The 23634-nt window shown below is 57.5% G+C and carries 22 protein-coding genes; 1 reads left to right on the forward strand and 21 read right to left on the reverse strand.

Annotated features, from left to right (window positions below; all coding sequences use genetic code 11):
- Window positions 1-14: 14 nt before the first annotated feature.
- The 13 genes from atpD to GM655_RS15585 all read right to left on the reverse strand — a co-directional run bounded on the left by atpD (window position 15) and on the right by GM655_RS15585 (window position 12134).
- Window positions 15-1415, reverse strand: a complete 1401-nt coding sequence (atpD, locus tag GM655_RS15525; RefSeq protein WP_155435583.1) for a F0F1 ATP synthase subunit beta — start codon at window positions 1413-1415, stop codon at window positions 15-17.
- Between the two features lie 29 nt (window positions 1416-1444).
- Window positions 1445-2320 carry a F0F1 ATP synthase subunit gamma gene (gene atpG, locus GM655_RS15530; RefSeq protein ID WP_155435584.1) on the reverse strand — a complete coding sequence of 292 codons (876 nt, stop codon included), beginning with the start codon at window positions 2318-2320 and terminating at the stop codon, window positions 1445-1447.
- A gap of 52 nt (window positions 2321-2372) precedes the next feature.
- Window positions 2373-3914, reverse strand: coding sequence for a F0F1 ATP synthase subunit alpha (atpA, locus tag GM655_RS15535; RefSeq protein ID WP_155435585.1), 1542 nt, complete (start codon window positions 3912-3914; stop codon window positions 2373-2375).
- 62 nt (window positions 3915-3976) lie between these two features.
- Window positions 3977-4522: a F0F1 ATP synthase subunit delta gene (locus tag GM655_RS15540; protein ID WP_155435586.1), complete on the reverse strand. Its 546-nt coding sequence runs from the start codon at window positions 4520-4522 to the stop codon at window positions 3977-3979.
- A gap of 2 nt (window positions 4523-4524) precedes the next feature.
- A complete protein-coding gene (locus tag GM655_RS15545; protein WP_155435587.1) occupies window positions 4525-4995 on the reverse strand; it encodes a F0F1 ATP synthase subunit B in 471 nt (156 codons plus the stop codon).
- 42 nt (window positions 4996-5037) lie between these two features.
- Window positions 5038-5319, reverse strand: a complete 282-nt coding sequence (gene atpE, locus GM655_RS15550) for a F0F1 ATP synthase subunit C (protein WP_155435588.1) — start codon at window positions 5317-5319, stop codon at window positions 5038-5040.
- Between the two features lie 64 nt (window positions 5320-5383).
- Window positions 5384-6187 (reverse strand): F0F1 ATP synthase subunit A, encoded by an 804-nt coding sequence (gene atpB, locus GM655_RS15555; RefSeq protein WP_155435589.1) that lies wholly within the window; start codon window positions 6185-6187, stop codon window positions 5384-5386.
- A 21-nt stretch (window positions 6188-6208) separates the two neighbouring features.
- Window positions 6209-6565 carry an ATP synthase subunit I gene (locus GM655_RS15560; RefSeq protein WP_371866844.1) on the reverse strand — a complete coding sequence of 119 codons (357 nt, stop codon included), beginning with the start codon at window positions 6563-6565 and terminating at the stop codon, window positions 6209-6211.
- A gap of 226 nt (window positions 6566-6791) precedes the next feature.
- Complete coding sequence (locus GM655_RS15565) at window positions 6792-7679, reverse strand: ParB/RepB/Spo0J family partition protein (RefSeq protein ID WP_155435591.1); 888 nt, start codon at window positions 7677-7679, stop codon at window positions 6792-6794.
- A 9-nt stretch (window positions 7680-7688) separates the two neighbouring features.
- The gene (locus tag GM655_RS15570) at window positions 7689-8459 is read right to left on the reverse strand and encodes a ParA family protein (protein ID WP_155435592.1); all 771 of its coding nucleotides are present in this window, start codon (window positions 8457-8459) and stop codon (window positions 7689-7691) included.
- Between the two features lie 132 nt (window positions 8460-8591).
- Window positions 8592-9242: a 16S rRNA (guanine(527)-N(7))-methyltransferase RsmG gene (gene rsmG, locus GM655_RS15575; protein WP_155435593.1), complete on the reverse strand. Its 651-nt coding sequence runs from the start codon at window positions 9240-9242 to the stop codon at window positions 8592-8594.
- Window positions 9239-11182: a tRNA uridine-5-carboxymethylaminomethyl(34) synthesis enzyme MnmG gene (mnmG, locus tag GM655_RS15580; RefSeq protein WP_155435594.1), complete on the reverse strand. Its 1944-nt coding sequence runs from the start codon at window positions 11180-11182 to the stop codon at window positions 9239-9241. The genes rsmG and mnmG overlap by 4 nt, the downstream gene beginning before the upstream one ends.
- A gap of 187 nt (window positions 11183-11369) precedes the next feature.
- Window positions 11370-12134 (reverse strand): sulfite exporter TauE/SafE family protein, encoded by a 765-nt coding sequence (locus tag GM655_RS15585; protein WP_155435595.1) that lies wholly within the window; start codon window positions 12132-12134, stop codon window positions 11370-11372.
- A 142-nt stretch (window positions 12135-12276) separates the two neighbouring features.
- On the opposite strand from GM655_RS15585, the gene GM655_RS15590 reads away from it, so the two are divergent.
- A complete protein-coding gene (locus tag GM655_RS15590; protein WP_155435596.1) occupies window positions 12277-13443 on the forward strand; it encodes an iron-containing alcohol dehydrogenase in 1167 nt (388 codons plus the stop codon).
- 36 nt (window positions 13444-13479) lie between these two features.
- Here GM655_RS15590 and GM655_RS15595 read toward each other — a convergent pair whose 3' ends face one another.
- From GM655_RS15595 to GM655_RS15630, 8 genes are all read right to left on the reverse strand, one after another.
- A complete protein-coding gene (locus GM655_RS15595; RefSeq protein WP_155435597.1) occupies window positions 13480-15546 on the reverse strand; it encodes a 3-hydroxybutyrate oligomer hydrolase family protein in 2067 nt (688 codons plus the stop codon).
- A 114-nt stretch (window positions 15547-15660) separates the two neighbouring features.
- Window positions 15661-16644, reverse strand: a complete 984-nt coding sequence (locus GM655_RS15600; protein WP_155435598.1) for a branched-chain amino acid ABC transporter permease — start codon at window positions 16642-16644, stop codon at window positions 15661-15663.
- Between the two features lie 10 nt (window positions 16645-16654).
- On the reverse strand, window positions 16655-17539 hold the full coding sequence (locus tag GM655_RS15605; protein ID WP_155435599.1) for a branched-chain amino acid ABC transporter permease: 885 nt from the start codon (window positions 17537-17539) through the stop codon (window positions 16655-16657).
- Between the two features lie 89 nt (window positions 17540-17628).
- Entirely contained in the window at window positions 17629-18837 is a 1209-nt protein-coding gene (locus tag GM655_RS15610) for an ABC transporter substrate-binding protein (protein WP_155435600.1), read from the reverse strand.
- Window positions 18838-18924: 87 nt separating this feature from the next.
- On the reverse strand, window positions 18925-19632 hold the full coding sequence (locus GM655_RS15615) for an ABC transporter ATP-binding protein (protein WP_155435601.1): 708 nt from the start codon (window positions 19630-19632) through the stop codon (window positions 18925-18927).
- The gene (locus GM655_RS15620) at window positions 19632-20402 is read right to left on the reverse strand and encodes an ABC transporter ATP-binding protein (protein WP_155435602.1); all 771 of its coding nucleotides are present in this window, start codon (window positions 20400-20402) and stop codon (window positions 19632-19634) included. Before GM655_RS15620 ends, GM655_RS15615 begins: the two co-directional genes overlap by 1 nt.
- 123 nt (window positions 20403-20525) lie before the next feature.
- Window positions 20526-22154, reverse strand: a complete 1629-nt coding sequence (locus GM655_RS15625; RefSeq protein WP_155435603.1) for a GMC family oxidoreductase — start codon at window positions 22152-22154, stop codon at window positions 20526-20528.
- Window positions 22155-22191: 37 nt separating this feature from the next.
- On the reverse strand, window positions 22192-23229 hold the full coding sequence (locus GM655_RS15630; RefSeq protein WP_155435604.1) for an NAD(P)H-dependent flavin oxidoreductase: 1038 nt from the start codon (window positions 23227-23229) through the stop codon (window positions 22192-22194).
- Window positions 23230-23634 lie beyond the last annotated feature (405 nt).

The raw sequence follows: 23634 nt of genomic DNA on the forward strand, positions 1-23634 counted from the left end.
CAATAGCTCAATGATTAGTTGAGTTTCTTGGCTTTTTCGATGGCTTCATCGATCGTGCCAACCATGTAGAACGCTTGTTCTGGCAGGTGATCGAGTTCGCCCGATGCGATCATCTTGAAGCCTTTGATCGTATCTTTCAGCGAAACGTATTTACCTGGCGAACCGGTAAACACTTCAGCAACGTGGAATGGCTGCGACAGGAAACGCTGCATCTTACGTGCACGGGCTACCAGCAGTTTGTCTTCCGGTGCCAGTTCGTCCATACCCAGAATCGCGATAATGTCGCGCAGCTCTTTGTAGCGCTGCAGGGTACCCTGAACCGCACGGGCGGTGTCGTAGTGTTCCTGACCAACGACCAGAGGATCCAGCTGACGCGAGGTCGAATCCAGTGGGTCCACAGCAGGGTAGATACCCAGCGAGGCGATGTCACGCGACAGAACCACGGTCGAATCCAGGTGACCGAAGGTGGTCGCTGGCGATGGGTCGGTCAAGTCATCCGCTGGAACGTACACGGCCTGGATCGAGGTAATCGAACCGGTTTTGGTCGAGGTAATACGCTCTTGCAGACGGCCCATTTCTTCGGCCAGGGTAGGCTGGTAACCCACTGCGGAAGGCATACGGCCCAGCAGTGCGGATACTTCGGTACCGGCCAGCGTGAAGCGGTAGATGTTGTCCACGAAGAACAGAACGTCTTTACCTTCGTCACGGAACGATTCCGCGATGGTCAGACCGGTCAGCGCAACGCGCAGACGGTTACCAGGTGGTTCGTTCATCTGACCGTACACCATCGCTACTTTCGAGTTGGCTGGGTTTTCCAGGTCAACTACTTTAGCGTCGGCCATCTCGTGGTAGAAGTCGTTACCTTCACGGGTACGCTCACCCACACCGGCGAACACGGACAGACCCGAGTGCGCTTTAGCGATGTTGTTGATCAGTTCCATCATGTTCACGGTCTTACCTACACCTGCACCGCCGAACAGACCCACTTTACCGCCTTTGGCGAATGGGCAAACCAGGTCAATCACTTTGATACCGGTTTCCAGCAGATCCTGCGATGGCGACAGCTCGTCGTATGCAGGCGGGGTACGGTGGATCGAAGCGATCTGGTCGTGAGCAACTGGACCGCACTCGTCGATCGGGTTACCCAGCACGTCCATAATACGGCCCAGGGTAGCTTTACCTACTGGAACCATGATTGGTTTGCCGGTGTTCTGGATTTGCATGCCGCGACGCAGACCGTCCGACGAACCCAGAGCAATGGTACGGACCACGCCGTCACCGAGCTGTTGTTGTACTTCCAGGGTCAGGTCGGAGCCTGCCATTTTCAAGGCATCGAATACCTTGGGCATCGCGTCGCGTGGAAACTCAACGTCCACCACAGCGCCGATACACTGAACGATTTTGCCATCAGCCATGTTCGTTCCTTCTATATTGAATGTTTTGTTTAAACCGCTGCCGCACCGGCGACGATTTCAGAGAGTTCTTTGGTAATCGCAGCTTGACGAGTCTTGTTGTAGATCAGCTTCAGTTCGCCGATCACATTACCGGCGTTATCACTTGCCGCCTTCATCGCCACCATCCGCGCCGATTGTTCCGACGCCAGATTTTCCGCAACCGACTGGTACACCAGCGCTTCTACATAGCGCTCCAGCAGTTCATTGATCACGCTGGCCGCATCAGGCTCGTAGATGTAATCCCAGTTGTGATTACCTGCATCTGCCTGTTTCTTGGCCGCTGGCAGTGGCAGCAATTGCTCCACAACCGGCTCTTGTTTCATCGTGTTAATGAACTTGGTGTAGCACAGATAGACTGCGTCGATTTCGCCGTTCTCGAACTTTTCCAACATGACCTTGACAGGTCCGATCAGTTTGTCCAGATGCGGGGTATCGCCGATCTGCGTTACTTGCGCAACGACAGGAACGCCTACGCGATTCAAAAAACCCAAACCTTTGTTACCGATAGCTACCGCAGCAATCTTGTTGCCAGCCGTTTCCAGCTCACGGGTCTTCGCCGTCACCATACGCAGCACGTTGGTGTTCATACCGCCGCACAGACCTTTATCGGTCGTCACAACGATGAAGCCAACAGCCTTGGCCGATTCCTTCTGCTCTTCAGCCAGGAACGGGTGGGTGAATTCCGGATTTGCGGTGGCCAGATTAGCGGCGATATTGCGAATCTTCTCACTGTAGGGACGGGCGGCGCGCATACGATCCTGCGCTTTGCGCATTTTCGATGCAGCGACCATTTCCATCGCCTTGGTGATCTTCTTCGTATTTTCTACGCTCTTGATCTTGCCTCGTATCTCTTTGCCTACTGCCATGAGTCCTTACTCCTTCTGCGCTGAGGGCGATCCCGCAGGATCGCCGTATCGCTTAAAATGCGCCGGATTTTTTGAAGTCAGCAATGGCAGCCGACAGCGCAGCTTCGCCGTCTTTGTCCAGTTGCTTGGTTTCTTCAATCTTCGCCAGCAGCGCAGCTTGTTTGGTCTTCAGGTAGCTGTGCAGGCCAGCTTCGAAGGACAGTACTTGTTTCACTGCTACGTCATCGAGGTAACCCTTGTTGACGGCGAACAGCGAAGCAGCCATCAGCGAGATCGACAGTGGCGAGTACTGAGCCTGCTTCAGCAGTTCGGTCACGCGCGCACCACGGTCCAGCTGTTTGCGGGTCGATTCGTCCAGATCGGAAGCGAACTGCGCGAACGCAGCCAGTTCACGGTACTGTGCCAAGTCGGTACGGATACCGCCCGACAGGTTTTTGATAACCTTGGTCTGCGCTGCACCACCCACACGCGATACGGAAATACCGGCGTTAATTGCAGGACGGATACCAGCGTTGAACAGCGAGGTTTCCAGGAAGATCTGACCGTCGGTAATCGAAATCACGTTGGTAGGCACGAAGGCCGACACGTCACCCGCTTGGGTTTCGATGATAGGCAGTGCGGTCAGCGAACCGGTTTTACCTTTGACTGCGCCGCCGGTGAAGGCTTCAACGTAGTCGGCGTTCACGCGAGCAGCACGCTCCAGCAGACGCGAGTGCAGGTAGAACACGTCACCTGGGTATGCTTCGCGGCCTGGTGGACGACGCAGCAGCAGGGAGATCTGACGGTAAGCCACAGCTTGTTTCGACAGGTCATCGTAGACGATCAGTGCATCTTCGCCACGGTCGCGGAAGTATTCGCCCATGGTGCAGCCCGAGTAGGCCGAGATGTACTGCATAGCAGCCGATTCAGCAGCCGAAGCAGCCACCACAATGGTGTACTCCAGTGCGCCGTGCTGTTCCAGCGAACGCACGATGTTCTTGATGGTCGATGCTTTTTGACCGATCGCGACGTAGATACAGGTCATGCCCTGACCTTTTTGGTTGATGATGGCATCAACGGCTACGGCGGATTTACCGGTCTGACGGTCGCCAATGATCAGCTCACGCTGGCCACGACCGATAGGTACCATCGCGTCGATCGATTTCAGGCCGGTCTGCATAGGCTGCGACACGGATTCACGAGCGATAACGCCCGGAGCGATTTTTTCGATCGGCGAGGTCAGTTTGGCATCGACAGCGCCTTTGCCATCGATAGGCTGGCCCAGAGCGTTGACCACACGGCCACGCAGTTCAGGACCAACTGGCACTTCCAGAATACGGCCGGTGCATTTCACCGTGTCGCCTTCGGAGATGTGCTCGTAAGCACCCAGAATCACGGCGCCGACGGAGTCACGCTCCAGGTTCATTGCCAGACCAAAGGTGTTACCTGGGAATTCCAGCATTTCGCCCTGCATTACTTCGGACAGACCGTGAATGCGGACGATACCGTCAGCAACGGAAATCACCGTGCCTTGGTTACGTACTTCAGCGCCACCATCAAGGCCTTGAATACGGCTCTTGATCAGCTCGCTGATTTCAGATGGGTTGAGTTGCATACTAACTCCTAAAAGTGTTTCTCTCAGCTTACGCGAGATGAAGAATCTGTTCTAAGCGACGCTTACGCCACCAGCGCAACACGCATTTGCTGCAGCTTGGCGCGTACCGAAGTGTCCAGCACTTCATCGCCGACGACCACACGCACACCACCGATCAGGGCCGGATCCACGGTAACTACCGGGTTCAGCTTGCGGCTGAATTTCTTTTCCAGCGTGGTAACCAGTTCGGTTACCTGAGCCGAGCTCAGATCGAATGCGCTAGTGATTTCCGCATCAGCTGCACCTTCCACGGCGTTTTTCAGCGCCTGGAACTGGCTGCCGATTTCCGGCAGCAGACTGACGCGGCCGTTTTCGACCAGCATGTTCAGGAAGTTTTTCGCTTCCTGATTCAATGGCGATTTCACCAGTGCCGTAATGGCGGCGCTCACATCGCTAGCCGAAGCTTTCGGATTGCGGGCGAATGCTTGTACCTCGGGGTGGGCACCGATCTGGGCCAGTTCGGCGACCAGTTCGGACCACGCCGCGAGGGTGAACGATTCCTTACCTGCTTGGGCTACGCGGAACAGAGCTTCCGCGTAGGGACGGGCGACGGTTGCGTTTTCTGCCATGATTACAGCTCGACAGACAGGCGCGACAACAGATCAGCGTGAGCCGATGCATTGACTTCGCGCTTGAGGATTTGCTCGGCGCCCTTCACAGCCAGGTCAGCCACCTGAGCGCGCAGCGCTTCACGCGCCTTGGCCAGTTGCTGATCGGCGTCGGCTTTAGCTTGCGCAATGATGCGGTCTGCTTCGGCTTGTGCATTAGCTTTGATTTCTTCTGCGACCAGTTGCGCACGCTTTTCAGCGTCTGCAACGCGTTGCGAAGCTTCTTCGCGCGCACCGGCCAGCGCTTCGCCGGCACGTTTTTCAGCCATGACCATCGCAGCCTGGCCTTGGTCGGCCGCAGCCAGACCATCAGCGATACGCTTGGCACGCTCATCCAACGCTGCATTCAGCGAAGGAAATACGAACTTCATCGAGACCCAGACCAGCACCGCGAAGGTGATCATCTGCCCGAGAAGAGACATATTGATGTCCATACCTTTGCTCCTAACTAAAAGTTTCTCCTAGAAGGGAGCGAATTACTTACCAGCAGCGGCGATGATAGCGGCCAGGAATGGGTTGCTGAAGGTGTACAGCAGAGCAACACCAACGCCGATCATCGAGATCGCGTCCAGCAGACCAGCGATAACGAACAGTTTGGTTTGCAGTTGTGGCATCAGTTCAGGTTGACGTGCCGAAGCTTCCAGGAATTTGCCGCCCAGAATTGCGAAACCGAGAGCGGTACCGATAGCGGCCAGGCCGATGATGATAGCTGCGGCCAGAACGGTCATGCCTTGTACTTGTGCGATCAGAGCTTGCATTTATTTCTCCTAAGATTTTAAAAAAGACTACAGATACTAAGAAAGTGAAAACAGATTTTTAAACTTAATGTTTCTCAACCGCGAGGCTCAGATACACCACAGTCAGCGCCATAAACACAAACGCTTGCAGGGTCACCACCAGGATGTGGAAGATAACCCATGGACCACCGAGCAGCCACTGCGCCCACCATGGCAACAGAGCGATCAGGATGAACAGCAGTTCGCCGGCGTACATATTGCCGAATAACCGCAGCGACAGCGACAGTGGCTTAGCCAGCAACTCGATCATCTGGAAGATGAAGTTGACCGGTGCCAGAACCACTGCCATGAAGCCATGAGCGTGGAATGGTGCGGTGAACAGCTCTTTACCCCAGCCGCCGAGACCTTTGGCTTTGATCGAGAAACCAATAATGCACAGCATGACGCCGAACGACATGCCGAAGGTGTGGTTGACGTCGGCGGTCGGCACAACGCGCAGCTTGTGGACGCCGAAATTGCTCAGCAGCTGAGGCAGCAGGTCGACTGGCAGGAAGTCCATGGCGTTCATCAGCCAGACCCAGCAGAAGATGGTGATGGCCAGCGGGGCGATCACGGCGCTCTTGGCGTGGAATGCGGAATTCACTACTTCATTGACCAGATCCATCACGGCTTCAACGAAGTTCTGCAGCTTGCCCGGTACGCCGGCGGTGGCGCGACGCGCTGCCAGGTAGAACACACCGAGGAAAATAAAGCCCAGAATGGCCGAAACCCAGAACGTGTCCAGGTTGAAAGTACCGTCAGCAGACTTGAGGTGGCTCAGGTGGTGCTGGATGTATTCGATGGAAGTCGGCGCGTGGTGCGCTCCCTCAACAGCATTTTCTGTGGTCATAATAGTATTAGATTTTGGTGATTAAACTGCGAGCAGTGAGAACCAGTATGCCAAGGTTGCCACCGCGAAACCTAAGATCAGCCATAACCATGCGGCCGACTGAAACAACACTAGCGCGACGATGAACAGCACTACTGTTGTAAAAATTTTCATTACTTCGGCCCGTACATGCGACCGGAACACTACTTTGGGATCGTTTGATCCGCGCGTGACGAAAATCGCGTACATCAGACTACCGATGACTGCGACTGCTCCGCCATACGCGGCCGACCATGCTTTGTTGGGTCCGGCCCAGATCCATGCCAATAAGGCAAATGCGGTGACGATCACCAGCTGCAGGGCCACAACCTTGAATATCGGTCTGGAATCACTCGTCACATCTCTCAATTTGACTAGCTCCCAAGCCGCCGATAAACCACAAAGACACGGGATTATATGTGTCTTTAATGTAGTGCGTCAAACTTTGCTGCACCGCAGCAGAGCATTTGGTGCACGAAAGCGACGCTTTTAAAACCATTTCGGACCGCTTTGCACCAAATTGGAACCAGATAGCTTGCGGACCAATTTATGTGCAAAATGACAATAAAGTGGTCCGCAAGAAAAATCAGGCACGCAAACGGGCCAGCACGCCTTCAAGAATGTCGAGGTCGGCAAAGTCGATGATCATCTGACCACGGCCTTTGCTACCCATCTTGAATACCACCGGCGTGGCCAGCGTATCGGACAGTTCTTCTTCGAGACGGACGATGTCGCCCGACTTTTCTTTCTGGCGTGCTTCGGCTGGTGCAGCCTTCTGCTCTTCCAGCGTCTTGTTGACCAGTTTTTCCGTTTCGCGTACCGACAGTCGCTTGGCGATGACCAGATTGGCCAGCGTGATCTGGGTGGCGCCATCGACGGCCAGCAGCGCACGCGCATGGCCCATATCGATATCGCCGGCCATCAGCATGGTCTGCACGGCCGAGGCCAGATTCATCAGACGCAGCAGATTTGATACTGCACTGCGAGAACGGCCGACCGCATTGGCCGCCTGTTCATGCGTGAAAGCAAAATCCGTAATCAGACGGTGGATACCTTGCGCTTCTTCCAGCGGATTGAGATCTTCGCGCTGCATGTTTTCGATCAGCGCCATGGCGGCGGCGGCCAGATCGTCCACATCGCGTACCAGCACGGGCAGTTCTTCCAGCCCTGCTAGCTGGGCGGCACGGAAGCGGCGCTCGCCGGCAATGATTTCATACTTGGTGTTGCCGCTCTTCTTGTCCGTGCCGACCGGACGTACCAGGATCGGCTGCATGATGCCCTGCGTCTTGATCGACGCGGCCAGTTCCTGCAAACCGCCCTCGTCCATGCGGGTACGCGGCTGATACTTACCTGCCTGCATCTGTGCGACAGGCAAAGTGGATGGGGTGTTCGCATCTGCCGTGTTCAGATCGCCATTTCCGCCCAACAGGGCGTCCAGGCCGCGACCGAGGCCTTTCATTTTTTTGGTTGCCATGAGATTGCCTTACATTTTCTTGATGCGTTTGACCATCTCGGCGCCGAAAGCGATATAGGCCTGCGCACCTTTCGAGCTCGGGTCGAAAGTCACGCCCGGCACACCGTAGGACGGCGCTTCAGCCAGACGTACATTACGCGGGATGATGGTTTTGAAAACCTTGTCACCGAAGTGCTGCTCGAGCTGGGCCGAGACTTGCTGCGACAGCGTCATGCGCGGATCGAACATCACGCGCAGCAGACCGATGATCTTCAGGTCGGGGTTGAGATTGGCGTGGACTTTCTTGATGGTGTTGACCAGATCGGACAGCCCTTCCAGTGCATAGTATTCGCACTGCATAGGAATGATCACGCCGTGCGCTGCGCACAGACCATTCAGCGTCAGCATGGACAGTGCCGGTGGACAGTCGATCAGCACGAAGTCGTATTCCTTGTCGACCACGGCCAGTGCATCCTTGAGGCGACGCTCGCGGTTATCCAGTTCCACCATCTCGACTTCGGCACCAGCCAGTTCGCGGTTCGAAGGCAGCACATCGAAGTGGCCCGGTTCGGAACGCTGACGCGCCGTAGCGACATCGGAGGTGCCCAGCATGACTTCATAAGTGGATGCCGACAGGCCGGCCTTGTTAATGCCAGCGCCCATCGTTGCATTGCCTTGCGGGTCCAGATCCACCAGCAGCACGCGCTGGTTCAGCTTGGCCAGGCCGGCGGCCAGATTCACCGTGGTGGTGGTCTTGCCGACGCCGCCCTTTTGATTCGCTACGCAAAAAATTTTCGCCATGTATTTCTTCTTGTTACTCTCGTGGTGTTTTTAAAAATCGCCACTAATTATTTATACTATTAAAACGGTATAAACGATTTATATTATTTATACTTAATAAACTATATAAACCGTTTATACCGTATAGATTGTTTATGCCGCTTCAGCCTGTATGAATACCAGATGGCGCTCTGCGTCCAGCCCCGGTACTGCCAGAGGCTGTAGTTTCTGCACTTTCCATGGCGCTGGCAGTCGCTCGCGCTCGTCCTCCGGTGCCGTGCCTTTCAGGGCGATGAACTGGCCGCCCTCCTGCAGCAGATGACCCGACCAGTTGACGAAGTCCGACAGGTCGGCAAAGGCACGTGAAGTAATCACATCGAACTTGGTCTTCACTTCCAGCTGCTGCACCTGCTTGGTGTACACCGTTACATTGCTCAGTTCCAGCTCGGCTTTCACCTGATTCAGGAAAGCCGTCTTCTTGTGCACCGTATCGATCATCGCCACCTTCATATCGGGCCGGCTGATGGCCAGCACCATGCCGGGCAGACCGCCACCGGCACCTACATCGAGCACGTTCTGCGCACCGGCAAACGCTGGCACGGCGGCTAGCGAATCCAGTACATGCAGGGTGACCATCTGCATCGGATCACGCACCGACGTCAGGTTGTACACCGAGTTCCACTTGTTCAGCAGGGCCAGATAATCGAGCAGTTTGGCTACCTGTGCCTCGTTCAGATTCAACTCCAGCGCGGTAATGCCCTGCTGTAAAACGTCCGCTATTGCAGCGCGGTCAAACACCTTCATTGAACAGCCTCATCCTTCTTTGCATCGGCTTCGGCGATGAAGCCGCCATAGCCCGTCTTCTTCAAATGCACCAGCAGCAGCGAGATCGCAGCCGGCGTCACGCCGGAAATGCGCGATGCCTGACCCAGCGTTTCAGGGCGCTGGGCATGCAGTTTCTGGCGTACTTCCACCGACAGCGCGGTGATGTCCAGATAGCTGAAACCTTCCGGCAGCTTGAGGTTTTCGTAGTGCTCGTGGCGCTCTACTTCGCGCAACTGACGGTCGATATAGCCCGAATATTTGAGCTGGATTTCTACCTGTTCGCGCACCGCTTCGTCGGTCACACCGGGGCCGGCCAGTTCGCGGCCATCTACGCCGGACAGGCTCATCAGCTTGTCATAGTCCACACCGGGACGGCGCAGCAGGTCGGCCAGCGAGTATTCACGCTCGATGGCTTGACCAATCACACGCTCCGATTCAGCCGCTGCGAGGATGCGCGGGTTGACCCACGTCGAGCGCAGACGCTCGAGTTCGCGCGCCACGGCTTCGCGTTTTTCTTCAAATGCCTGCCACTGGGCATCGCCCACGCAACCGAGTTTGCGACCGATTTCCGTCAGGCGCATGTCGGCATTGTCTTCGCGCAGACTCAGGCGGTACTCGGCGCGGCTGGTGAACATGCGGTACGGTTCCTGCACGCCCTGCGTAACCAGATCATCCACCAGCACGCCCAGATAGGCTTCGGAACGGGCCGGCGTCCAGGCTTCGCGGCCCTGCGTCTGCAGCGCGGCATTGATGCCGGCCAGCATACCCTGCGCCGCCGCTTCTTCGTAACCGGTGGTGCCGTTGATCTGGCCAGCGAAATACAGACCGTTGATGGCCTTGGTTTCGAGCGAAGCTTTCAAGCCACGCGGGTCGAAATAATCGTATTCGATGGCATAGCCGGGACGCAGTATGTGGGCGTTTTCCATGCCCTTCATCGAGCGCACCAGTTCGATCTGCACGTCGAATGGCAGGCTGGTAGAGATGCCGTTCGGGTAGAACTCGTTGGTGGTCAGGCCCTCCGGTTCCAGGAAAATCTGGTGCGATTCCTTGGCCGAGAAGCGGTGGATTTTGTCTTCGATGGACGGGCAGTAACGCGGGCCCACGCCTTCGATCACGCCCGTGTACATGGGGCTGCGATCGAGACCGGCACGGATGATGTCGTGCGTGCGGGTGTTGGTATGCGTCACCCAGCAAGGCATTTGCTGCGGGTGCATAGCGGCATTGCCCATCACGGAAAACACGGGCACGGGATCGAGATCACCGGGCTGCTCCGTCATGGCAGCGAAGTCGATACTGCGGCCATCGATACGCGGCGGCGTACCGGTTTTCAGACGGCCTTGCGGCAGCTTGAGTTCCTTCAGACGGGCCGACAGCGAGATGGCTGGCGGATCGCCGGCACGGCCAGCGGAGTAGTTCTGCAGGCCCACGTGGATTTTGCCGTCGAGGAAAGTACCAGCCGTCAGCACCACGGCCGGCGCGAGGAATTTCAGACCGATCTGGGTAACGGCGCCGACTACGCGGTCGCCCTCCACCATCAGGTCGTCCACAGCCTGCTGGAACAGCCACAGGTTAGGCTGGTTTTCCAGCCGCGAACGGATGGCCTGCTTGTACAGAATACGGTCGGCCTGCGCGCGCGTAGCGCGGACAGCAGGGCCTTTGGAAGAGTTCAGAATACGGAACTGGATGCCCGATTCATCGGTTGCGATGGCCATAGCGCCGCCCATGGCGTCGACTTCTTTGACCAGATGGCCCTTGCCGATACCGCCAATGGACGGGTTGCACGACATCTGGCCCAGCGTCTCGATATTGTGCGTGAGCAGCAAAGTCTTCTGTCCCATGCGGGCAGAAGCGAGCGCAGCCTCGGTACCGGCGTGACCACCGCCGACGACGATGACGTCGAATTGAGTAGGAAATAACATGTTGGAATGCTTTAAAGCGTGGGGATCAAGGTCAGATTATAGAGTCTTTTTACATCTGCGACTTTTTTAGGCACAAATTTTTCTGTTTTTGTTCCACGTGAAACAATGAAAAAGGGCACAGGATGGTGGTCCTGTGCCCTCACTCTGATGCCAATATTGTTTCACGTGGAACAGTCGGGTGCTGCCGCTACCACCTCAGCCATGCATCGTAGCCCGTTTTCAGAATCAGCAAGGACACCACGATCAGGAACAGTTGCCGGACAAAACCGCTGCCATGCTTCATGGCCAACCGCGAACCAATGAAGGCACCGGCGATCTGGCAGACCGCCATCATCAGCCCCAACTGCCAGATCAGGTGGCCGCTGTAGCCGAACCAGATCAGCGCGGCGAAATTGCAGGCCACATTGACCACCTTGGCCACGGCCGACGCGCCGAGAAAATCGAAGCCGAAGATGCGTACGAACAGGAACACCAAAAAGCTGCCAGTACCGGGACCGAAGAAGCCATCGTAAAAGCCGATGCCGGAACCAACCAGCAGCGCCAGCGTCTGTTCCTTCGTCCCGCTGTGCACGGGTGCATGGACCGAACCGAAATCCTTGCGGGCGAAGGTATAGGCCGCGACGGCAACCAGCACGACGGGCAGCAGCAGGCGCATGAACTCGGCCGACACCTGCGTCACCGTGTAGGCGCCGAGGAAGGCAAACACCAGCGCCGCAATCGCCGCCGGTGCCGCCACCGACCAGGCGATCGTTACCCGCCGTGCATAGCTGACCGCCGCAACGCTAGTACCGAAAATACTGGCCAGCTTGTTGGTCCCGATCAGTGTAGCCGGCGCCATATTGGGGAACACCGAAAACATGGTGGGCAACTGTATCAGCCCGCCGCCACCCACCACTGCATCCACCAGACCGGCACTGAATGCCGCCACGCCCAACAACAGATAATCAACCATAAGAACCTTCAGCTATCCTGCACTACCCCATCTGGGCAAAGGCTACATTGTACGGAAGAAATTTCACCGCGTTCATGCCGATCACGCATACATGGAGTAAGCTAGAACGGTCTGCCAAAACTCAGCTAAACGAGGAAATCCCATGCCCGAATTCCCCCCGTTTGCCTTCAGCACCGTCGCCCACATCGTTGCCGAACCGGGTGCTGCAGCCAACCTAGGCGCCCACCTTCGCCAGCACTTCCCACACGCCCGCCGTGCACTGTTCATCACGGATGCCGGCTTTCTCCGTACCGGCCTGGTGCAGGCGCCCGTGGCCAGCGTTAAGGCGGCAGGTCTGACCTGCGAGATCTATTCGGAAGTCATCGCCGACCCGCCAGAAAAGACCATACTCGATGCGCTGGAAGTGGCACGGGTGGCTGGCAGCGATATCATCATCGGCATAGGCGGTGGCAGTTCCATGGATGTGGCCAAGCTGATCGCCGTGCTCGCCAATAGCGATCAAGCACTTAGTGCCATCTACGGGATCGGCAATGTGGTCGGCCACCGGCTACCGCTGGTGCAGATTCCCACTACGGCCGGCACAGGTTCGGAAGTCACCAACATCGCCATCGTGACGACGGGCGCTACCACAAAAATGGGCATCGTCGCGCCGCAACTCTATGCCGATCTTGCATTGCTCGATGCCGAGCTGACGCTAGGATTGCCACCCGCCGTGACGGCGGCGACAGGTATCGATGCCATGGTGCACGCCATCGAGGCCTACACCACGCGCCATAAAAAGAATCCGCTGTCGGACATGCTGGCGAAACAGGCGCTTAGCCTGCTGTCGGCCAATCTGCTGCATGTCTGCGAACACGGGCGCGATCTGGTGGCCCGTCAGGCCATGCTGCTGGGTGCCATGCTGGCAGGGCAGGCCTTCTCGAATGCACCAGTGGCCGCCGTCCATGCGCTGGCCTATCCCATAGGCGGCAACTTCCATGTGCCGCACGGCCTGTCCAATTCACTCGTGCTACCCCACGTGCTGCGCTTCAATATGCCAGTGGCCATGCCGCTGTATGCCGAACTGGCCGAGGTGGTGGTGCCACAGGCCAGCGGCAGTACGGAAGCGCGGGCCGAAGCGCTGGTGGTTGCAATGGAGCAACTAGCGGCTTCTGCCGGTATCGAACGGCGGCTACAGCAGGTCGGTATTACGGAACAAGATCTGGACAAACTGGCCGACGACGCCATGCTGCAGACCAGGCTGCTGGGGAATAATCTGCGCAACATTGAACGCGCCGATGCGCGCGCCATCTACGCCGCAGCACTGTGAGCCTGCCCCCGCGCCAGCCGGAGACAGCACGCTAGCTCAATCCGGCACCGTCACGGTATTGCCGCTGACGATGATGGCGTCCGCCAGCGGCGGCGCCGTGGCCAGCGCGGGTACATTCAGCAACGTAATAGGCGTACTGTTATCGCTACGCACCAGCGTGCGCACCACCTGTGAAGGCGGCAGTGCCTGCGCCGGATTACGCAGATGAGCCAGCATGGCATCGAGTGCGCGGAACAGATACACGTGCAGCGGCACGATATTCGCAGGCAGCGCGTTGCTAAAGGAATCGAAGTGGTTGGCATTGAGCACTTCGACATAGCGTAGCTGGCTGCTCGCCCCTTCCACCGACGCGTTCAAACCCAGATAGGCGCGCGAAGCAAAGTTCACGGGGATCAGCGTATCGCTGCGTCCCTGCACGATGATGGCCGGCTTGCCATGCAGGTCGCCGCTCGCCTGCACCTCGGCCATGCCGGCCTTGACCCGTGCGCTCTGTGCGGCCAGTGCAGGGCTGAGCGCCGCACCGCTCACAGGGTCTACCCCCGTAGCCAGTGCGCGCAGACACAGAAAACCATCAAGCGACTGGTCAGCCAGATTGCTGCTGGGCGAAACACCGAACTGATAGGCCCGGGCGCCGCCTACAGCATCTTCGTAGACCACATTGCCGACGATACCGTTCTGGCTGGCGAAACTACTGGCGCGCTGGGCGGCTGTCAGGGCGACCGGAATCCCGCTGGCATCCGTCGCTGCGAAGGAAAAACCGCACAGCTTGTCCGTCACGGAAAACTTGCCATAAGCATAAGCGTAAGTCACGGCCACCAGCACATTGGTGCCTGCGTGGGCAGCCTGCAGGGGATCGGAATCAGCTAACCAGCCATAGGCTTTCAGACGTGCTCTGGCATCCGCCTGCTGTGCAGCCAGATCGGCACCAACCAGCAAACCTTTCGCTACCAGCGCCGTACACCGCCCGGGCGCCGCGGGCAAGGCGGCTATGCAGGGCTGATACAGCGCCGCATAGGTGGAATAATCAAACAGCGCCTTGCCATAACCGCTCACGGCAGCAGTGCCCTGCCGCACCGTGTAAGTGCCCGTGCTAGCCGGTTGCACTTGCGGCTCGCTGACCGCCACACCGCTGATCAAGCCCTTGCTATCCTGTTCGGCCGCCCGCAAAGCTGCACCGGCGCCATTGGATATGCTGGAGGCTATCGTGATGGTGTTGTTCGGAGAAAAGCGCTGCAGGTGGTGCTGGCCATCGCGCGCCAGCATGCCGTACTTTTCGTTGAGCACATAGAAAGCAAATTCCACTGCCTGCAGCGTCATCCTGCCCCAGTCCTTTTCGGGATTCTGCTGCGAATGGGCATGCTTGAACGCTATGCGCGCGGGGAAAGCCGCAGCGTAGGCGGCACGCGCCGCATCATCGAGCGCCGGTACAAAACTGGCGGCCTTGCCTGCCGACAGGCGCGTTGCCCGCACCCCGTTCTGCAGGTTCACACTGTCGTCGTCGAAGGTGTACAGCCCCGTACCGCTGCCCTTGTCGCTGTACGCCACGGCACAGCGATTCTTCAGCCCCCACTCGCCTGCGCTGCCGATGGCACCATACACGCCACGCGAACCGCTGGAGGTGGCCGTCACGATGCAGGGCTGGGCCGGATCGAAGCTGGCAGGCACTTGCACCATCAGCGTGACGTTCTGCTGGCCGCTGCCGTCATCGGCATAGGCCAGATACTCCGTTCCCGCCACCAGCCCCTGGCCGCTGCCTGCTATCCCGGCCGCATCCACATTCGGGCCGTACAGCGTGCCATAGCCGCTATTGGCGGCGATATCGAGCACGGCACGGTAGTTGGCATAGATAGCGTTACGACGCAGCTCAGAGGCCGTAGGACGCGCCGGATCGGCATAGGCAGGGGTAGGCCCTGCCAGACCGCCGGCGCCCAGCCCAGCGGTCAGCAAATCGTCGCTCTGGCCATCGTAACTGGTCGAGGTCATGGCGCCCAGAAAAACAGGCGCCAGATTCAGCGCTTCAGGTTCATCATCATGGTGGTGATGTGCACCGCAAGCGACCAGCGCACAGCCCGTCAGCGCCAGCCCAATCGTCCTGATCGACATATCTACCTCGGCAGAAAAAAGGTGGACTGCCAATGTACGCCGGACGAAAAAAAAGCGCCGGACTGTTCGTCCGGCGCCTGTGCTGCATCAAGCCTGAAGCCCTGTCCAGCTTCTCTATGCAGCTTTCTTGCTATTGCCATTCGGCAGGCGGGCAATAATTTCGCCCACTATGCCGCGGCGGAACAGCAGCACGCAGGCAATGAAGATCAGGCCCGTCACCATGCTGACCGCTTCACCGAGCGTGTTAAACCATTCGATGCCGCTGCGGCTAGCCAACGCGATGCCCAGATCGCCCAGCTTGTTTTCCAGAGCGATGATGATGATGGCGCCCAGCACGGGACCGGCCAGCGTGCCCATGCCCCCTACCAGCGTCATCAGAATCACCAGACCCGACATACTCCAGTGCACATCGGTCAGCGTTTCAAAACCCTGCACCAGCATATTCGACGCACCGGCCAGCCCGGCCAGCGCAGCGGACAGCACAAACGCCAGCAGCTTGTAACGGTCCACGTCATAGCCGAGCGAAATGGCGCGCGGCTCGTTTTCCTTGATAGCTTTCAGCACCTGCCCGAACGGCGAATGGATGGTGCGCACGATCAGCATAAACGCGAGTATGCACACGGCCAGCACGAAGAAGTACAGCGCCACATCGTTGCCCAGATCGATAGCGCCGAACAGCTTGCCACGTGGAACACCCTGCAGCCCATCTTCGCCGCCCGTGAACTCACCGGCGCGCAGTGCACCGAAGTACACCATCTGCGCCAGCGCCAGCGTGATCATGGAGAAGTAGATGCCCTGCCGGCGGATCGCCAGCGCGCCCATCACCAGACCGATCAGCGCGCCAGCGGCGACACCGGCCAGCAAACCCAGCTCGACGGGCCAGCCCCAGACTTTCATCGCATTGCCCGCCACATAGCCGGCGGCGCCGAAGAAGGCCGCGTGACCAAACGAGAGCAAGCCCGTATAGCCGATCAGCAGATTGAAGGCGCAGGCAAACAGCGAGAAGCACAACAGCTTGGCCAGAAACACGGGATAGCCGATAAACGGCGCCAGCAGCGCCACCAGTAGTGCGAGGGTATAAGCAATTTTCTTATGCATAGTCGGCCTCTTATTTTTCTTTACCGAACAGGCCAGCAGGACGGATCAGCAGCACGATCACCATCACCAGAAATACCACGGTCGAAGAAAACTCGGGATAGAACACTTTGGTCAGGCCTTCGATCACGCCCAGCCCCAGCCCCGTCAGGATGGAGCCGATAATCGAGCCCATGCCGCCGATCACCACCACGGCGAACACCACGATAATCAGGTTCTGCCCCATCAGCGGCTGCACCTGGATCACAGGCGCGGCCAGCACGCCGGCGAAACCGGCCAGTGCCACGCCGAAGCCATAGGTCAGGGTGACCATCAGCGGCACATTGATGCCGAAGGCTTCCACCAGCTTGGGGTTTTCCGTACCGGCGCGCAGATAGGCGCCCAGCTTGGTTTTTTCGATCACGAACCAGGTACCGAGACAGACGGCCAGCGAGGCCAGCACCACCCAGGCACGGTAATTGGGCAGCATCATGAAGCCGAGATCAGTTGCTCCCGCCAGTGCTTCCGGCACTTCGAAACGCTGGCCCGAAACGCCGTAGAACGAGCGGAACACGCCTTCCAGCAGCAAGGTAATGCCGAAGGTCAGCAGCAGGCCATACAGGTGATCTAGCTTGTACAGCCAGCGCAGCATGGTCTTTTCGATGATGATGCCGAACACGCCCACGATCAGCGGCGCCAGTACCAGCATCACCCAGTAATTGAGGCCGAAATACGCCATGCCCATCCACGCCAGAAACGCGCCCATCATGTACAGCGCGCCGTGGGAAAAGTTAATCACGTTCAGCAGGCCGAAAATCACGGCCAGACCGAGCGACAGCATTGCGTAGAACGAGCCATTGACGAGCCCCAGTAGTAACTGGCTCAGCATCGCAGGCAAAGGAACGCCGAAGATTTCCATGAGATCACAATATAAAGATCGCCTGCCCGGACGGGCAGGCGTGTAGCAGGGAAACGGCCGGACTCGCTCCGGCCTGTGCACAACTCAGCTTATTTCCACAGCGAGCATTTGGTTTCCGCCTTGGTGGCGTAGGCCTGATCACCCGGTATGGTGGCCACCACTTTGTAGTAGTCCCATGGGTACTTCGATTCCGACTGCTTCTTCACTTCCATCAGATACATATCGTGCACCATGCGGCCGTCCGGACGGATCACGCCGTTCTTGGCGAACATGTCGTTGATCTTGTTGGCTTTCAGGTAGGCCATGACTTTTTCCGTGTCATCCGTACCGACGGCTTTCACGGCTTTCAGGTAGTTGCAGGCGGCCGAGTAGTCGGCAGCCTGCAGCATCGAAGGCTCTTTCTTCATCTTCTCGAAATAGCGCTTCGACCAGGCGCGGGTTTCCGCATTCGCATCCCAGTACCAGCCGTCGGTCAGATACATGCCCTGGGTCATGTTCAAGCCCAGCGAGTGGATATCGTTGATGAAGATCAGCAGACCGGCCAGCTTCATTTTCTTGGTGATGCCGAATTCGTTGGCGGCCTTGATGGAATTGATGGCATCGCCACCGGCATTGGCCAGTCCCAGTATCTGCGCGCCCGAGGACTGGGCCTGCAGCAGGAAGGACGAGAAGTCGGAAGCCGACAGCGGGTGCTTGACTGAGCCCAGCACTTTACCGCCCGAGGACTTGACCACATCCGACGTATCTTTTTCCAGCGAGGCACCGAAGGCATAGTCAGCCGTCAGGAAATACCAGTTCTTGCCGCCCTGCTTCACAATCGCGCCGCCCGTACCGCGTGCCAGCGCGATGGTGTCGTAGGCGTAGTGGATGGTGTAAGGCGTGCACTCCTCATTAGTCAGACGGGCCGAACCCGCACCAATGGAAATGAAGACTTTTTTCTTCTCGGCGGCCACTTTGGCCATGGCCAGATTGGCGCCCGAGTTGGTGCCACCAACCAGCATGTCCACGCCCTGCTGGTCGAACCATTCGCGTGCTTTGGAGGCGGCGATATCAGCCTTGTTCTGGTGGTCGGCGGAAATGAACTCGACTTTTTTACCGGCAATGACGACACCTGCATCGGCTATCGCCATCTTGATGGCTTCGGCGCCACCGGCACCGTCGATATCGGCATACAGACCGGACATGTCGGTAATCAGACCGATTTTGATGGTGTCGCCCGATACCTGCGCCTGCGCGGCAAAGGACAGGCCGAAAGTGCAGGCAGCAGTCGCTGCAAGGGTGATGGCTTTGAGTTTCATGGTGTCTCCGTCTCTAAAAAAGGTGTGCTTGCTTATTGTTTTACACAGACCAGAACCTGCTTCACTTACTTAATTTGCTGAATTTACCTAGACGCCCAGTAGCTCGGTCAGTACCGGCATCTTGGCGCTCAATTCCGATGCAACAAACGTCTCGACTATCTGACCGTGTTCCATCACATAGAACCGGTCCGCCAGCGGCGCAGCAAACCGGAAATTCTGTTCCACCATCACGATGGTGTAGCCCTTGGCTTTGAGGGTGGTAATCATGCGCGCCAGCCCCTGCACAATGACGGGAGCCAGACCTTCCGAAATCTCGTCGAGCAACAGCAAACGTGCGCCCGTACGCAGGATGCGGGCCACCGCCAGCATCTGCTGTTCGCCACCGGACAATCGGGTGCCCTGGCTATGTTTGCGCTCGGCCAGATTGGGGAACATGGCGTAGATTTCGTCCACCGACATGCCTTTTTCGCCCGTCGCCAGTTGCGGCGGCAGCAGCAGGTTTTCTTCCGTCGACAGCGAGGAAAAGATGCCGCGTTCTTCGGGGCAGTAGCCCACGCCCAGATGGGCAATCTTGTGGGTAGGCAGGCCCAGCGCTTCTACGCCGTTGATCTTGATGGAACCCGTGCGGGCCCCCGTCAGACCCATGATGGCGCGCAACGTGGTGGTACGGCCGGCGCCATTGCGGCCCAGCAGCGTAACCACTTCACCGGGCTGCACCACCAGATTCACATCATGCAGAATATGCGATTCGCCATACCAGGTATGAAGCTTGGAAATTTCCAGTGCGGCCGTCATCAGTGCGCTCCTTCCAGCACTGTGGCTTCCGTACCCATATAGGCTTCCATCACCTGCGCATTGCTGGAGACTTCCGCGTAACTGCCTTCGGCCAGCATGGCGCCCCGCTGCAGTACGGAGATCTTGTCGCAGATGCCGGACACCACTTTCATATTGTGCTCCACCATCAAAATGGTGCGCCCGGCCGACACTTTCTTGATCAGTTCCGTTACGCGGTGCACATCTTCGTGGCCCATGCCCTGAGTCGGTTCATCGAGCAGCATCAGTTCCGGTTCCATCGCCAGGGTGGTGGCAATTTCGAGTGCACGCTTGCGGCCATAGGGCATATCCACCGTAATCGTGTCGGCAAACTCGCTCAGGTCTACATCGGCCAGCAACTGCATGGCGCGGTCATTGAGCGCATTCAGGGAACGTTCGCTCTGCCAGAAATTGAAACTGTTGCCGAGCTGGCGCTGCAGGCCGATGCGGACATTCTGCAGCACGGTCAGGTGAGGGAAAACGGCTGAAATCTGGAAAGAACGGATCACGCCCATGCGGGCGATCTGGGCCGGTTTGGCGGCCGTGATGTCCTTGCCGTTGAAGAGTATCTGGCCCGAAGTAGGTACCAAAAACTTAGTCAGCAGATTGAAGCACGTGGTTTTACCGGCTCCGTTGGGGCCGATCAGCGCGTGGATGTGGCCGCGCTGTACTTTCAGGTTTACATCATTGACCGCAGTGAATCCTTTGAATTCCTTGGTCAGATGCTTGGTCTCCAGAATAAAGCCAGACATCCTGTCTCCTAGTAATTTTTTCTCAAACTACTTATTTTTTTTCATCATACACAGTAACAAATTGGCTAACAATACAGTATAACTACGGTTAACTTTTGATCTAAACCTAGCGTACGCGACGATTCATTTCCGGCCCGAAATGATCAACTCCGAGGCTTTCTCGGCAATCATCACGGTAGGGGAATTGGTATTGCCCGAGGTAATAAAAGGCATGATGGAAGCGTCGGCCACGCGCAAATTCTGTACCCCGATTACACGCAAAGTGCTATCGACTACGGCCATCGGGTCATCGCGCCGCCCCATTTTGCAGGTGCCCACCGGATGAAAAATCGTTGTGCCGATATTGCCAGCGGCCTCAGCTAACTCCTGTTCCGTCTGGTATGCCACACCGGGTTTGTATTCTTCCGGCGTGTACTGCTGCATGGCGGGCGCGGCCACAATGCGGCGCGTCAGTGCCAGCGCATCGGCCGCCACTTTGCGGTCTTCCGGCGTGCTTAGATATTGTGGGGCGATTTTCGGTGCGGCATAACTATCGGCACTGGCAACGCGCACATGGCCGCGTGCCGTCGGGCGCAGATTGCACACGCTGGCCGTAAACGCAGGGAAAGCGTGCAAGGGATCACCGAATTTTTCCAGCGACAGCGGCTGCACGTGGTATTGCAGATTCGGCGTAGCCTGGCTGGCATCGGAACGGGCAAACGCGCCCAGTTGGGAAGGCGCCATAGACATCGGCCCGCTCTGGAACAGCGCATATTCGAGGCCGATGCAGAACTTGCCCCACGCCGTGGCCGCCATGGTATTGAGCGTGCGGGCTTTGCCACCAAGTTTGAATATCATGCGCAGCTGCAGATGGTCTTGCAGATTTTCACCCACGCCCGGTAGATCGAGCTGCGGTTTGATATCGAGCTCGCGCAGCATGGCCGCCGCACCGATGCCGGAACACTGGAGTATCTGCGGTGTACCGATGGCGCCAGCCGCCAGCACGGTCTCCTGTGCCGCCTGAGCACTGTAGCGGCTGCCACCCGAAGTAAAAATCACGCCGCGGCACACGGCTCCCCTCGCCTCATTTTCTATTTGCAGCCGTTCCACGTGACACGCCGTCATGATGGTCAGATTCGGCCGCCCCATGGCCGGCTTGAGGAAGGCCTTGGCCGTATTCCAGCGTATGCCGCGCCGCTGATTGACTTCGAAATAGCCGCAACCGGCATTGTCGCCACGATTGAAATCATCGACCTTGGCGATGCCCGTCTGCTCCGCCGCATCACGGAAAGCATCGAGCACCTGCCACGACAAGCGCTGTTTTTCCACCCGCCACAAACCACCAGCGCCGTGCAGTTCGGACGCTCCGCCGTGGTAATCCTCACTCTTCTTGAACAGTTCCAGCACGGACGACCAGCGCCAGCTATCGTCATCAGCCAGCTCGGCCCAGCGCTCATAGTCTTCGCGCTGACCACGCATGTAAATCATGCCATTGATGGAAGAACAGCCGCCCAGGACTTTACCGCGCGGATATAGCAAGCTGCGTCCATTCAGGCCCGCATCGGCTTCCGTGCGGTAGCGCCAGTCGGTACGCGGATTATCAATGCAGTGCAGATAGCCAACAGGAATATGGATCCACAGATAATCGTCCTTGCCACCTGCTTCCAGCAGCAGCACGCGCTTGCTACTGTCGGCGCTCAGACGGTTGGCCAGCACACAGCCGGCAGAACCGGCACCGATGATGATGTAATCGTACGTACCTGCAGAATCCAAAGCGTCTCCTTCCAGCGTCGTATTTTTTGTATTCCGGTCAGGCGGCAGCAATCTCCGCCAGTAAAGTGCTGATTAATTGTGCAGCGGGCAGGCTGCGGATGCGCGCTACGCCCGTGCCGCACCACAGCGACATCCATTCCGTCTCGCCGCGTCGGGCTGCCTCGGCACGGATCGCACCCGTCAGCGCATTCTGGATAGGGTAAGGCGGTACTTGCAGTTCATGCGACGCCATCACCTGCATGAAACGGTTGTCCAGACCGCGTGCGTAGCGGCCAGAAAAACTGCGGGTCAAACGGGTAGGATGATCACCTGCATCAAGCAGGCGCTGTTTGTAGATGGCCGGTATGGCAGATTCGCTACAGGTCAGAAACGCCGTGCCCATCTGCACCGCCTGTGCACCAGCCCGCAGTGCCCGTTGAATATCGACACCCGTCATAAAGCCGCCGGCAGCAATCACAGGAATGTTCACTGCAGCCACGACCTCAGGCAGCAACTGGTCTATGCCCAGCTGGGCATCTTCTTGCCGGCCTATGAAAGTGCCGCGATGGCCGCCCGCTTCGATGCCCGAAGCAATCACCGCATCGGCGCCGCGTTCCTGCCAAGCGAGCGCCTCGGCCACATGGGTAATGGTTCCCACCACCAAGATGCCCGCATCATGGAGCCTTTTGATCTGTTCTTCGCTCAAAATCCCGAAAGTAAAGCTTGCCACCGCAGGCCGCAAAGCCAGCAAGGTTTCAAACTGGGCGGCAAAATCTTCGCACCATTTGGCCGGAGTGGGCAATTCCGTCCAGCCCAGTGCTGACCATACGGGCCGTAAATATTCGGCGGCTTGCGCCACTTGCGCCGGATCCGGTTGCGGTGTTTCCAGCACAAAGAAATTCAGGCAAAACGGCCGGTCTGTCAGTGCACGAATCTGCTCTGTCTGACTACGGATAGCGTCGGGACTCAGTAAGGAACAGGCCAGACTGCCCAGTGCCCCCGCATTGGATACGGCAGCTACTTGCGCAGGCGTATTACAACCACCTGCAGTGGGCCCTTGGACTATGGGATGGGGAAAAACTGTTGCGAGCTTCATCAGATTTCTCACTTTTGCGGCGAAATCTTCTGTGGATAAGTGTTTGGATATCCACAGGCACCAAATGTGAGTAAACAAAATTATTTGGGACAGGCTTTTTCTTATCCCAAAACAGTTCTCTGCTCATACACGGCTTGCTCGCCTGCTTATGCAGCTCGTAAACAGCTGATTCTAATCCAAAATCAAGACTTATCCACAGAATAGTGTCTGCGTTAACAACTACTACTATTTTTTATGTATACATCTTTAAAGTAAACCATAACCGCAAAAGCCGCAGGCGACACTACCCAACAGCGAAAAAATTCCATGACTACGAAATAAGAATTCGGTATAAATAGCGTTAGTCACATTTCGTAAAGCAACAAAGCCTTTGCCGGAGATGACTTGCCTGAATTGCGCAACAAT

This window comes from Pseudoduganella danionis (genome assembly GCF_009720775.1).
Classification (GTDB): domain Bacteria; phylum Pseudomonadota; class Gammaproteobacteria; order Burkholderiales; family Burkholderiaceae_D; genus Rugamonas; species Rugamonas danionis.